The sequence below is a fragment of the Nocardia sp. CC213A genome (genome assembly GCF_030766805.1).
GTDB lineage: Bacteria > Actinomycetota > Actinomycetes > Mycobacteriales > Mycobacteriaceae > Nocardia > Nocardia otitidiscaviarum.
Genome location: NZ_JASFXA010000019.1, coordinates 1 through 12114, shown reverse-complemented (window position 1 = coordinate 12114; position 12114 = coordinate 1). Strand labels below are relative to the sequence as shown.

Annotated in this window: 12 protein-coding genes; 6 read left to right on the top strand and 6 right to left on the bottom strand. The window is 68.9% G+C overall.

Annotated elements, in window-relative coordinates:
* Positions 1–93 precede the first annotated feature (93 nt).
* On the top strand, positions 94–744 hold the full coding sequence (locus QJS31_RS28540; RefSeq protein ID WP_282780565.1) for a PaaI family thioesterase: 651 nt from the start codon (positions 94–96) through the stop codon (positions 742–744).
* Between the two features lie 158 nt (positions 745–902).
* The gene (locus QJS31_RS28535; protein ID WP_306358166.1) at positions 903–2906 is read left to right on the top strand and encodes an alpha-1,4-glucan--maltose-1-phosphate maltosyltransferase; all 2004 of its coding nucleotides are present in this window, start codon (positions 903–905) and stop codon (positions 2904–2906) included.
* 24 nt (positions 2907–2930) lie between these two features.
* Here the strand turns inward: QJS31_RS28535 and QJS31_RS28530 are convergent, their stop codons facing one another.
* On the bottom strand, positions 2931–3797 hold the full coding sequence (locus QJS31_RS28530) for a class II glutamine amidotransferase (RefSeq protein WP_306358165.1): 867 nt from the start codon (positions 3795–3797) through the stop codon (positions 2931–2933).
* 216 nt (positions 3798–4013) lie between these two features.
* Here QJS31_RS28530 and glgB point away from each other — a divergent pair, with 216 nt between their 5' ends.
* Positions 4014–6167: a 1,4-alpha-glucan branching protein GlgB gene (gene glgB, locus QJS31_RS28525; RefSeq protein ID WP_306358164.1), complete on the top strand. Its 2154-nt coding sequence runs from the start codon at positions 4014–4016 to the stop codon at positions 6165–6167.
* Positions 6168–6314: 147 nt separating this feature from the next.
* Positions 6315–6536, top strand: coding sequence for a hypothetical protein (locus QJS31_RS28520; RefSeq protein WP_306358163.1), 222 nt, complete (start codon positions 6315–6317; stop codon positions 6534–6536).
* A 75-nt stretch (positions 6537–6611) separates the two neighbouring features.
* Here QJS31_RS28520 and QJS31_RS28515 read toward each other — a convergent pair whose 3' ends face one another.
* The 3 genes from QJS31_RS28515 to QJS31_RS28505 all read right to left on the bottom strand — a co-directional run bounded on the left by QJS31_RS28515 (position 6612) and on the right by QJS31_RS28505 (position 9222).
* Positions 6612–7463 carry a tetratricopeptide repeat protein gene (locus QJS31_RS28515; protein ID WP_282780575.1) on the bottom strand — a complete coding sequence of 284 codons (852 nt, stop codon included), beginning with the start codon at positions 7461–7463 and terminating at the stop codon, positions 6612–6614.
* Between the two features lie 58 nt (positions 7464–7521).
* Complete coding sequence (locus tag QJS31_RS28510; RefSeq protein WP_306358162.1) at positions 7522–7935, bottom strand: DUF3817 domain-containing protein; 414 nt, start codon at positions 7933–7935, stop codon at positions 7522–7524.
* A 108-nt stretch (positions 7936–8043) separates the two neighbouring features.
* Positions 8044–9222 carry an acetyl-CoA C-acetyltransferase gene (locus tag QJS31_RS28505; RefSeq protein ID WP_306358161.1) on the bottom strand — a complete coding sequence of 393 codons (1179 nt, stop codon included), beginning with the start codon at positions 9220–9222 and terminating at the stop codon, positions 8044–8046.
* Positions 9223–9336: 114 nt separating this feature from the next.
* Between QJS31_RS28505 and mce the strand changes: the two genes are divergently transcribed.
* Complete coding sequence (gene mce / locus QJS31_RS28500; RefSeq protein WP_282785999.1) at positions 9337–9807, top strand: methylmalonyl-CoA epimerase; 471 nt, start codon at positions 9337–9339, stop codon at positions 9805–9807.
* An 86-nt stretch (positions 9808–9893) separates the two neighbouring features.
* Complete coding sequence (locus QJS31_RS28495; protein WP_029926480.1) at positions 9894–10886, top strand: hypothetical protein; 993 nt, start codon at positions 9894–9896, stop codon at positions 10884–10886.
* Positions 10887–11009: 123 nt separating this feature from the next.
* Here QJS31_RS28495 and QJS31_RS28490 read toward each other — a convergent pair whose 3' ends face one another.
* Both QJS31_RS28490 and nucS read right to left on the bottom strand, forming a co-directional pair.
* Positions 11010–11312 carry an ATP/GTP-binding protein gene (locus QJS31_RS28490; protein WP_143982548.1) on the bottom strand — a complete coding sequence of 101 codons (303 nt, stop codon included), beginning with the start codon at positions 11310–11312 and terminating at the stop codon, positions 11010–11012.
* Between the two features lie 9 nt (positions 11313–11321).
* Positions 11322–11999, bottom strand: a complete 678-nt coding sequence (gene nucS / locus QJS31_RS28485; protein WP_282786000.1) for an endonuclease NucS — start codon at positions 11997–11999, stop codon at positions 11322–11324.
* Between the last annotated feature and the right edge of the window lie 115 nt (positions 12000–12114).

The window sequence follows — 12114 nt, the reverse complement described above, 5'->3', positions numbered from 1 at the left end:
GGCCGCGCGGCGGCGGGCGGGCGACGGCACGGCTCACACCGCGCGATCGGCCCTCGGCACGAGCTTCTCGCGAGCAACCGATAACGTGTTCTCATGACTGAGCAGCAGGTCGAGTCGGTTCCGACCGCCGAGCACCACGAAGGCGGGTTCCGGCCGATGGCGGAACTCGCGCGGGACAACTCCGCGGGTGGACCGCACTACGGGGAACTGATCGAGCAGGTCCGCGAGCTCATGGACAAGGTGCGACTGTGCGCGCCGAGCGATGACGTGGCCCTCGATGCCATCGCCATGCTGAAGCAGCTCAACGACCGGCTCGACGAGGCCGTGGTGGACGAGTGGTCGGCCCCGACCTGGCGGCGACACGATCTGCCCTCGCGCGGCAATATCACCCTGCCCCCGTTCTGGATCGACCGCGCCGCGCGCGACGGGGTGGACGCCCGGCTCACCTTCCGCACCTTCCATCTGGGCGGCAATGCGGCCGCGCACGGCGGGCACATCGCGCTCGCCTTCGACGACCTGCTCGGCATGACCGCCGCCGTGCACACCAAGCAGGTCACCCGCACCGCCTCCCTCACCATCGACTACCGCTCCATCACCCCGCTCGACACCGAGCTGCGGGTGCACGGCCGGGTGGAGCGCGTGGAGGGCCGCAAGGTGTACGTCCGGGCCACCATGTCCGATGGCGACCGGCTGTGCGCCGAGGCCAACGGCCTGTTCATCGTGCTGAAGCCCGGACAGGCGTAGCGCCCCCGCATCCGGACGTCGGCCGGAAACCGCGCCGCCGCCCGTACGGCCGACCGCGATCCGTTGTCGGTCGGCCCGCGTGATCGGATGGTGCGCCCGCCATGGCACGGACGGTGCCCGTCGCGACCGTCCGGGTCCGCGAAAGGTAAGTTCGGGGCGTGACCGGCCGCATCGCCATCGATGACACCGCCCCTGCAATTCCCGGCGGCCGACCGGCGAAAGCCGTGGTCGGCGAGGTATTTCCGGTGCGGGCGGTGGTCTGGCGCGAGGGGCACGCCGCGGTGGCGGCGACACTGGCGGTGCGCGCGCCCGGCTCCTCGCGGCCCCGGCGGATCCGCATGACGCCGGACTACCAGCCCGACGTGTTCAACGGCGTGTTCACGCCGACCTCACCCGGCCGGTGGACCTTCCGCATCGAGGGCTGGAGCGATCCCGTCGCCACCTGGCGCGCGGCGGTGGAGGCCAAACTCGCGGTCGGGCAGAGCGCGGCCGATCTGGCCAACGACCTGGAGATCGGTGCGCGACTGCTGGAGCGCGCAGCCCAGGCGGTGCCGAAGAAGCAGTGGGAGACGCTGCGGGCCGCGGCCGCCGCCCTGCGCAGCGACGTACAGCTGCCCGCGCGGGTGGCCCCGGCCTTCAGCACCGAGGTGGGCGAGATCCTGCGCGCCACTCCGCTGCGCGACATGGTGACGCGCGGCCCCCAGCACACCGTGCTGGTGGAACGGCAGCGGGCGCTGTACGGAGCCTGGTACGAATTCTTCCCGCGTTCCACGGGCGGCTGGGACGCCGAGGGCAGGCCGGTGCACGGCACCTTCGCCACCGCCGCCAAGGAGCTGCCCCGCATCGCGGCCATGGGCTTCGATGTGGTGTACCTGCCGCCCATCCACCCCATCGGGAAGGTGAATCGCAAGGGCCGCAACAACTCTCTCACCGCCGAGCCCGGCGATGTGGGGTCGCCGTGGGCCATCGGCTCCGACGAGGGCGGGCACGACGCCATTCACCCGGCCCTGGGCACCGAGTCCGACTTCGCCGGCTTCATCGGTGCGGCAACGGCATTGGGTATGGAGGTGGCGCTTGATCTGGCGTTGCAGTGCGCCCCGGACCATCCGTGGGTGGCGGCGCATCCGGAGTGGTTCACCACCCTGCCCGACGGCACCATCGCCTTCGCCGAGAATCCGCCGAAGAAGTACCAGGACATCTACCCGGTCGATTTCGACAATGATCCGGACGGGCTGTACGCCGAAGTACTGCGGGTGGTGAAGCACTGGATCGGCCTGGGGGTGCGAATCTTCCGGGTCGACAATCCGCACACCAAACCGGCCGACTTCTGGGAGTGGCTGATCGGCCAGGTGCGTCGCGAACACCCGGACGTGATCTTCCTGTCCGAGGCGTTCACCCGCCCGGCCCGCCTCTACGGCCTGGCCCGGCGCGGATTCAGCCAGTCCTACACCTATTTCACCTGGCGCACCACCAAACAGGATTTCATCGAGTTCGGAAAAGAGCTGGCCACCAAGGCCGATGAGGCGCGGCCCAACCTGTTCGTGAATACGCCCGACATCCTGCACGAGAGCCTCCAGCACGGCGGGCCCGGCATGTTCGCCATTCGCGCGGTGCTGGCCGCCACCCTCGCACCCAGCTGGGGCGTGTACTCCGGATTCGAGCTGTTCGAGCATCAGGCCGTGCACGCGGGCAGCGAGGAGTACCTCGACTCGGAGAAGTACGAGCTGCGCCCGCGCCGCTTCGCCGAGGCGGCCGCGCGCGGAGAATCGTTGGAGCCGTGGATAACCCGGCTCAACGAGATCCGCCGCGCCCATCCGGCGCTACAGCAGCTGCGCTGCATCCACTTCCACCACACCGACAACGACGCGCTGCTGGCCTACTCCAAATTCGACCCCACCACCGGGGACGCCGTGTTGATCGTGGTCAACCTCAACCCCTTCGGTGCCGAGCAGGGCATGGTGTCGCTGGATCTGCCCGCCATCGGCCGCGAATGGCACGACCGGCCGGTGGTGTACGACGAGGTGAGCGGCGAGGAATACCACTGGGGCCAGACCAATTACGTGCGGTTGGATCCCGCCCGCGCGGTGGCGCACATCCTGAACCTGCCCCCGGTGCCGATCCAGGCCCGCCAGGAACTGGCGTACCGGCACAGCTTCCACTGAGCACCGCACCCGACCGCGCGGCGTTCAGGCTCCGGTCTGGGAAGCGGCGGCGGCCGGTTCCAGCTGTGCCAGCGACAGCGCATGCCGGGGCGGGCGGTTCAGCACCCGGGTGGAGCGCACCCGAAGCCGCTCGTCGACGTGCAGCAGCTCGCCCGGCCGCAGCAGCCGCCAGCCCGGATCCTCGTCCATGCGCTCACTGGCCACCACCACGGCCGGATGCCGCGCGAGATGCCCGCTCCGCGCCCGGATTCCGATGCGGCCCGCATGGTCGAGATGCCGTTCGCCACCCGCTCCGCCCGCCGCCCGCTCCAGCACGTACAGCTCGTGAGTGGCCGGGTAGCGCAGCGCCCACAGCTCGGTCGCGGTGGTCAGCACCAGATTGAGCGCGTACACCGGCAGCCGATCCGCGATCCACGCGACGGCGTCGGCGATGCCCGCGGTGACATCGCCGTCGTACTTGTCGATGCGCTTGGTGATCAGGGCGAAGAACCGTTCGGATTCGGTATCCCCCTGCACCAGTTCGCGATACGCGCCGAGTTCGGCATCCAGCTCGGACAGCCCGTGCAGCACCCCGTTGTGCGCGAACAGTCGCTTGAACTGCTGGAACGGATGGGTGTTTCGCGGTTCCACGGCCCCGGTGGAGGCGTAGCGCACATGGGCGACGAAGGTGGCCGACGCCCGCTCCCGCGCCTCCCTGCCGAACCGGGCGTCCTCGTACGCGGCCAGCGGCTGCTTCTCGACCAGCGGGGTGCCATCGGCGGCGAAGGTGCCCAGGCCCACCCCGTCCGGCTCCCGCCGACTCTGCCGCGCCAGGCTGTCCGGCGCGTCCAGCAGCCAGAAGGTGGCCTTCACCCGTTGCGGCGCGGCCGACAATCCGAACAATCGACACATCAGCGCTCCTACCCGAGCGTGGTTCGAGCGTTCCGTATCCACCCTCGATCGTAAACGCCGCCGGTTGCCCACGGGCGAACCCGCCCCCGCTCGGCGCTGCGGGTGCGGTGTCCGGTTGCCTCGGCGCGCCGGTTCGACCCCGCCGCGCCGAGTGCCGCGCAGTAAGTTGGCAGATGTGTGCGCCACCCGTGAGCCCGTTCGCCCGGAATGCCTCGCATGAATCGTCGTGACCTCATGCTGTTGGCGGCGGGCACCCACCCGGACCCGCATACGGTGCTGGGCGCGCATCCGCACCCCGGTGGCACGGTGATCCGGGCGATCCGCCCGCACGCCGACACCGTGGCGGCCCGCATCGGCGACGCCGACCATCCACTAGAGCACCTCGAGCACGGGGTGTTCGAGGGCGTGGTCCCGTTCCCGGAGCTGTGGGACTACCGCCTGGTCACCTCGTATCCGGGCGGGCGCACCACCGTGGACGCCGACGGCTACCGCTTCCTGCCCACCCTCGGGGAGCTGGATCTGCACCTGATCGGCGAGGGACGGCACCAGCGGCTGTGGGAGGCGCTGGGCGCGCATCCGCGCCGCTACACCACGCTGGACGGCGAGGTGACCGGCACCTCGTTCGCGGTCTGGGCCCCGCATGCCCGTGGGGTGGCGGTCATCGGCGACTTCGACGGGTGGAGCGGGCACACCGCGCCCATGCGGCGGCTCGGCGGCTCCGGGGTCTGGGAGCTGTTCGTGCCGGGGCTGGGTCCGGGCGACAAGTACAAGTACCGCGTGCACGGCGCCGACGGCCGGGTCGTCGACCACGCCGATCCGCTGGCCTTCGCCACCGAGCCACCGCCCGCCACCGCCTCGGTGATCACCGCGAGCACCTTCGAGTGGGGTGACGACCGGTGGCTGCGCGCCCGCGCCCGGCTCGATCCCACCCGCGCGCCGATCAGCGTCTACGAGGTGCACCTCGGCTCCTGGCGGCCCGGCCTCGGCTATCGGGCGCTCGCCGAGCAGCTGGCCGAATACGTTGCCGCCCAAGGTTTCACCCATGTGGAGCTGCTGCCGGTGGCCGAACACCCCTTCGGCGGCTCCTGGGGCTACCAGGTCACCTCCTACTACGCCCCCACCGCGCGCTTCGGCTCCCCCGACGACTTCCGCTGGTTCGTGGATCACCTGCACCGCAAGGGCATCGGCGTCATCCTGGACTGGGTGCCCGCGCACTTCCCGCGCGACGAATGGGCACTGGCCCGCTTCGACGGCACCGCCCTGTACGAACACCCCGACCCGCGTCGCGGTGAGCAACTCGACTGGGGCACTTATGTTTTCGACTTCGGTCGCAACGAAGTGCGCAATTTCCTGGTCGCCAACGCCCGCTACTGGATCGAGGAATTCCACATCGACGGTCTGCGGGTGGACGCCGTCGCCTCCATGCTGTACCTGGACTATTCGCGCCCCGAGGGCGGCTGGGAGCCCAATGCGCACGGCGGCCGCGAGAATCTGGAGGCCGTCGCCTTCCTGCAGGAGATGAACGCCACCGTCCACGGCCACCATCCGGGCGTACTCACCGTCGCCGAGGAGTCCACCACCTGGCCCGGCGTCACCCGCTCCACCGAGGTCGGCGGGCTGGGCTTCACCATGAAATGGAATATGGGCTGGATGCACGACACGCTCGGCTATCTCGGCCACGATCCGGTGCACCGCACCTGGCACCACAACGAGATCACCTTCTCGCTCACCTATGCCTGGAGCGAGAACTACGTGCTGCCCATCAGCCACGACGAGGTCGTGCACGGCAAGGGCACCCTGTGGACGCGCATGCCCGGCGACGATTTCGCCAGAGCGAGCGGCGTACGCGCCCTGCTGGCGTACATGTGGTCGCATCCGGGTAAGCAGTTGCTGTTCATGGGGCAGGAATTCGGTCAGTTCCGGGAGTGGGACCACGACCGCGGCCTGGACTGGTACGAACTCGACAACCCGCTGCACCGGGGCATCCACACCCTGGTGCGCGACCTCAACGAGCTCTACACCGGGCATCGCGCGCTGTGGAGCCAGGACACCTCACCCGGCGGGTACTCCTGGATCGACGCCGACGACCGCGACCGCAATGTGCTGTCGTTCCTGCGCTACGGCAGCGACGGCGCCATCATCGCGTGCGTGTACAACTTCTCCGGCGCCGAGCACCCGGACTATCGCGTGGGATTACCGTGCGGCGGGCGCTGGCGGGAGATTCTCAATACCGATGCCACGGCCTACGGCGGCAGCGGGATCGGCAATCTGGGCGGTGTGACGGCCGATGGCGAGCCTCGCCACGGCCGTCCGGTGTCGGCCGCGGTCACGCTGGCCCCCAACAGCGCGCTGTGGCTCACCCCGGAGTGAGTGTCCCGCCTGCCGCTCACCGCCCCCGGAAATGGGGGCGCGGATATTCGGGTCTGCCGAGATCGGTTGGCATGTAGTGGATTTGACCGTGCGGCGTCGCAACCGAAGCGTAATTATCTCAGATCCACCGAAGAGGAACAGATCTCCATGAAGAAGCTGGGTACCGCCATGTTCATCGCCGCCGCCGCGGCCGGATTCCTGGGCGCGGGCGCCGGTATGGCCGCCGCCGACGTCCCGGTCACCGTCGCGCCGGTCGTCGCCCCCGGCGAGCCCGACCCGAGCGGCACCGGCTCGTCCTCGGCCCTGGTCGACGTGATCAAGTCGCTCAGCACCATGAGCGCCGGCAAGGGCACCACGCCGGACGCCTGATGAAACGCACCGGTTCCCCACTTCGCGTTGAAGCCGGGGAACCGGTGCTGGTCGATGTGGCCGCTACCGACCGGGTCAGTAGAGCGCGGCGGCCAACTTGCGCCGGGCCGCCACCACGATGGGCTCGGCCGGATCGAACAGTTCGAACAGTTCCAGCAGATGGGTGCGGACGCGGGTGCGATCATCGCCCGCGGTGCGCCTCACCAACGCGATGAGGCGTTCGAAGGCCTGCTCCGGCTGCTGGTTGAACATTTCCAGATCGGCGGCGGCCAGGGCCGCGTCGAGATCCGCCGGATCGGCGTCGGCCTTGGCGACCGAACTCGGGTCCAACTCCTGGACCCGGGCCACGAACTGCACCTGGCGCAGCGCGGCCTTGGCCTCGGCATTGCCGGGCTCGGCATTGAGGATGGCCTGGTACGCGGCCTCGGCGGTGGCGAAATCCCCACGCTCCAAGGCTTCTTCGGCGGCTACGAAGCGCGGGTCCTCCGGCGCTTCCGGCTCCCCCTCGCCGCCCGCACCGACGCCGGGCAGTTTGCCGCGCACCGCGTCCACGACGGCGGCGAGCCACTGCCGCACCTGCTCCTCCGGCTGGTTGCCGGTGAAGTCGGCGAGCGGCTGCCCCGCGGCCACCGCGACCACCGTCGGGATGCCCTGCACCCCGAAGGCCTGCGCGATGCGCATATTGGCCTCGGCCTCGATGCTGGCCAGCTCCCAGTCGGTGGTTTCGGCGGCCAGCTTCTCCAGCAGTTTCACCAGTTCGATGCTGCCGGGGCTGCGCTGGGAGTACAGCGCCACCACCACCGGCACCTGGGTGGAGCGGCGCAGCACCTTGGTTTCGAAGTCAGCCTCGGTGACGGCATGCCCCTGGGGAGCGTCCCCGCTCACCGCGGGCTGCTTCAATGCGGACAGATCCACCGCACCGGACATAGCGGCGGCGACGGCGGCTGAAGGTCGTCGTGCAGGTCGAGTCACGACATCCAGTCTGTCACGAACGCGTCGCGGCCGGGGCGGCGCCTGCCGCCCCGGCGCCGGCGCTCAGCTCACCCAACTGCCCGGTGCGGACGGCCCAGCGCTCGAACCAGACGGTGGCGAACGGCGGAATGCTCGCGACCAGCGCCAACAGCGTGGTCCGGCGGCTCCACTCCAGTTCCCGCGCCGCCAGCAGGGCGATGAGCACGTAGAAGATGAACACGCCGCCGTGGATCGGACCGAAGATCTTCACCCCGACCACGATCTGCGGATCGGTCACGCCGAGATTCAAGGCGTCCAGCAGTCGCGGAATCCACTTGAACGCCATTCCGATCAGCAGACCCGCCCAGGACACCGCCTCGAGCACCGCGAAGAATCGGAAGCGCTTCGCCACCGTGCCGAGATCGAAGAAATCACCCATGCGGACCATTGTGCCCTGAGACCTACGACACCGCGTAGTGGAGGTAGGTCACAGCGCCCCGCGCGAACGCGAACGCCCCCGATTCGAGCTCGAATCGGGGGCGGATACGCCGGAGTGCTAGACGCGGACGATCAGGGCGTCACCCTGGCCGCCGCCACCGCACAGCGCGGCCGCGCCGACGCCGCCGCCACGCCGCTTCAGCTCGTAGGCCAGGTGCAGCAGGATGCGGGCGCCGGACATGCCGAGCGGGTGGCCGATGGCGATGGCCCCGCCGTTGACATTGACCTTCTCCGGGTCGATGCCGAGCTTGCGGGTGGACGCCACGCCGACGGCGGCGAAGGCCTCGTTGATCTCCACCAGATCCAGGTCGGCGGGCGAGATACCCTCCCGCTCACAGGCTTTCAGGATGGCGTTGGCGGGCTGGTCCTGGAGGGTGGAGTCCGGTCCGGCGACCACACCGGCCGCGCCGATCTCGGCGATCCAGGTCAGGCCCAGTTCCTGCGCCTTGGCCTTGGACATGACGACCACCGCGGCCGCGCCGTCGGAGATCTGCGAGGCGGTACCGGCGGTGATGGAGCCGTCCTTGCGGAAGGCGGGACGCAGCTTGGCCAGCGATTCGGCGGTCGTGTCCGCGCGAATACCCTCGTCCTCGGCGAACACGATGGGATCGCCCTTGCGCTGCGGAATGGAGACCGGCACGACCTCGTCGGCGAAGACACCGTTCTTCCAGGCCGCGGCGGCCTTCTGGTGCGAGGCGGCGGCGAAGGCGTCCTGCTCCTCGCGGCTGATCTTGTCGGTGTCGTTGCGCTGCTCGGTGAGCGCGCCCATGGGCTGCTCGGTGAAGATGTCGTGCAGGCCGTCGTAGGCCATGTGGTCGCGCAGCGTCACGTCGCCGTACTTGAAGCCCTCGCGGCTCTTCTCCAGCAGGTGCGGGGCCTGGGACATGGACTCCATACCGCCGGCGACCACGATCTCGTACTCACCGGCGCGAATCAGCTGATCCGCCAGCGCGATGGCGTTGATGCCGGACAGACAGACCTTGTTGACGGTCAGCGCGGGCACATCCATCGGGATGCCGCCCGCCACGGCCGCCTGCCGCGCCGGGATCTGTCCCGCACCCGCGGTCAGCACCTGGCCCATGATCACGTAGTCGACCTGTTCGGGCGTCACGCCGCCCTGCTCCAGGGCCGCCTTGATGGCGATGCCGCCCAGATCGGAGCCGCTGAAGTCCTTCAGCGATCCCAGCAACCGCCCCACCGGGGTGCGGGCGCCGGAGACGATGACGGTGGTGGTCACGATGAGCCCTCGCTTACGTCGGATGATCGGACCCCTGCCACAGTCGAGGCCCTACTCAAAGGTAACCCGCTGCCTCCCGCCCCTCGTCCTCAGGTGCGCGCTACCGTTCGGTACGTGAGCAACACCGAAAAGCCCGAATTCGTCCCCGCGGAGTATGTGACCGCCGTCGACCACGTCGGCATCGCCGTTCCCGATCTCGATACCGCCATCGCCTGGTACGCCGAGAATCTCGGCATGGTCGAGACGCATCGGGAGATCAACGAGGCCCAGGGCGTGCACGAGGCCATGCTGTCGTGCCCGGGCGCGCCCGCGGGCTCGAGTGCTCTCCAGTTGCTGGCCCCGCTGAACGCGGACTCCACCATTGCCAAGTTCATCGACCGAAATGGGCCCGGCCTGCAGCAGCTCGCATACCGTGTCACGGATATCGAAGCTGTCTCCGAGTATCTCCGTACACGGGGCTTGCGTTTGCTGTACGAGGCCCCGCGCGGCGGAACAGCAGGTTCCCGCATCAATTTCATCCACCCGAAGGATGCTGGCGGTGTGCTGGTCGAACTCGTCGAGCCCGCCGCGAAAACTACTCACTAGTACCGACATCCACGACGGGAAAGAGGCTGTAACAACATTCGCGGTCGGGTCACCATCAGTGGTCGACAGGCTGTAGTTTGTGGGGCATGTCGTCCACTGAGCCCGATCGTAATCGCTTCGTCGCTCTGCCCTTTACCGTAGTGCGGAAGGGGTATGACCGTGATGAGGTGCGCAACTACTTCGACCGATTCGACGCCGAGCTAAGGGTAACCGCTACCGATCGCGACGCCGCTGCCGCCCAGGCCCGAAACCTGGCCGCGCAGTTGGAAGACGCGCGCGACGAGATCGATGAGCTGCGCAAGGAGGTCGACCGGCTCTCGGTGCCGCCGACCACCGCGGAAGGTATGTCCGACCGCATCTCCCGCATGCTGCGCCTGGCCTCCGACGAGGCATCCGAGGTGCGCGCCCAGGCTCAGGCCGAGGCCGCGGAAATGATCTCGATCGCCGAACAGCAGGCGGCCGAGATGCGCGGAAAGTACGAATCGCTGCTCTCCGAGACCAAGGAGAAGCGCGAGGCGCTGGAGGTCGAGTTCGAGCAGACCCTCGCCAATGCCCGCGCCGAGGCCGCGAAGATCATCGACGCCGCCAATGCCGAGGCCGACCGCATCACCAAGGAGTCCGAGGCCAAGCGCAAGGCCGCGCAGCAGGACTTCGAGGTCACCATGGCCGAGCGTCGCACCAAGCTCACCCGCGCCATGGAGGAGCTCGAGGCCACCTCCCGCGCCGAGGCCGCCCAGCGCATCAAGGACGCCACCGACGAGTCCAACCGCCTTATCACCAACGCCACCAACACGGCCGATCGCAAGATCGCGCACGCCAAGGAGCTGGCCGAGGAGATGCGCGTGCTGCGCGGACGAGTGTTGGCTCAGCTCTTGGGCATTCGCGGTCAGCTCGATTCGGTTCCGGCCATGCTGGCCGCGGTCAACCGCGAGAGCGAACTGCTCGACGGCAACCCGGAGCCGCGCTCACTGCAGAGCAAGCAGTCCGGTCGCAAGGCCATCCAGGACTCCAAGTCCGAGTCCGAGGAAGAGCAGAACGTCGACGAAGAACAGCGTGAAAACGCCGAGGTCTCCAGCTAGTCCCTCACATTCGACGCCGACCGGGCGACACCCATCCACTCCGAGGCCGCCCCCGCACGGGGCGGCCTCGCCTATTTCCGCTGTTGTTTCGGATACCGCACAGTGGACGCGTAGCAGCTTCGACTAGGACCAGCGGCGGGTAATTCGCCTGGTATGTCGGCCTTTCCAGCAGCCGGTGTGCCAGTGGCGGCGGTCGTCCTCGCCTCCGTAGGCGGGCCAGGCGACGATGTGGGCGACACCCGGCATGATCTCCTGATCGCAGCCGGGGCAGCGGTAGCGCTTGACGGCGCGGGTGCCGGGCACGGTACGGACGACATACATCTCCCCGCCCGGCCCCTCCTCCTGGCGGCCGAAGACATCACCCAGCGGGCGCGGTTCCGGGTGGGACCGCGCCGACTGCTGGGGTCTCGGCTTGCGACGGGGCATGATCCGAGGTTAGAACAGCCGGAATTCGTCGCTCTCGGTGCCACGCAGGGCGTCGTAATCCAGCGTGAGGCAGCGGATCCCGCGGTCGGTCGCGAGGGTCTTGGCCTGCGGCTTGATCTGCTGGGCGGCGAAGACTCCGGTGACCGGGGCCAGCAGCGGGTCGCGGTTGAGCAGCTCCAGGTAGCGGGTCAGCTGCTCCACCCCGTCGATCTCGCCGCGGCGCTTGATCTCCACCGCCACCGTCGCGCCGTCGGCGTCCCGGCACAGGATGTCCACCGGGCCGATGGCGGTCATGTACTCGCGGCGAATGAGTGTGTAACCCGCGCCGAGGGTTTCGATGTGCTCGGCCAGCAGCTCCTGCAGATGCGCCTCCACGCCGTCCTTCACCAGGCCCGGATCCACACCCAGTTCGTGCTGGGAATCGTGCTCGATCTCGGCGACGGTGATGCGCAGTTCCTCGCCCGCCTTGTTGGTGACCACCCAGAGCTTGGCCGCCTCCGCCTCGCTGTCACGCTCCTCCAGCCAGCACGGCGGGCTCATCCAGTTCAACGGCTTGTACGAACCGCCGTCGGAATGCACCAGCACCGAACCGTCCGCCTTCATGAGCAGCAGGCGACGAGCCATCGGGAGGTGAGCGGTGAGACGGCCGACGTAGTCCACTTGGCAGCGAGCAATCACGAGGCGCACCGGGACCACTCTAGTGCCCGAACCCGGCCGGAAATGCCAGGGGGCAGGGGAATTCGACGGTTCTTTCTCCGGAGGTGAAACGTCGAGGGGGGTGAAACGCGGAAGGCCCCGACCG

Coding starts and splice junctions, on each gene's coding strand:
- QJS31_RS28490 (WP_143982548.1), bottom strand. CDS start 11,312: ATGCCCCGTCGCAAGCCGAGACCCCAGCAGTCGGCGCGGTCCCACCCG.
- QJS31_RS28520 (WP_306358163.1), top strand. CDS start 6,315: ATGAAGAAGCTGGGTACCGCCATGTTCATCGCCGCCGCCGCGGCCGGA.
- QJS31_RS28530 (WP_306358165.1), bottom strand. CDS start 3,797: ATGTGTCGATTGTTCGGATTGTCGGCCGCGCCGCAACGGGTGAAGGCC.
- QJS31_RS28495 (WP_029926480.1), top strand. CDS start 9,894: ATGTCGTCCACTGAGCCCGATCGTAATCGCTTCGTCGCTCTGCCCTTT.
- glgB (WP_306358164.1), top strand. CDS start 4,014: ATGAATCGTCGTGACCTCATGCTGTTGGCGGCGGGCACCCACCCGGAC.
- QJS31_RS28515 (WP_282780575.1), bottom strand. CDS start 7,463: ATGTCCGGTGCGGTGGATCTGTCCGCATTGAAGCAGCCCGCGGTGAGC.
- QJS31_RS28510 (WP_306358162.1), bottom strand. CDS start 7,935: ATGGTCCGCATGGGTGATTTCTTCGATCTCGGCACGGTGGCGAAGCGC.
- QJS31_RS28540 (WP_282780565.1), top strand. CDS start 94: ATGACTGAGCAGCAGGTCGAGTCGGTTCCGACCGCCGAGCACCACGAA.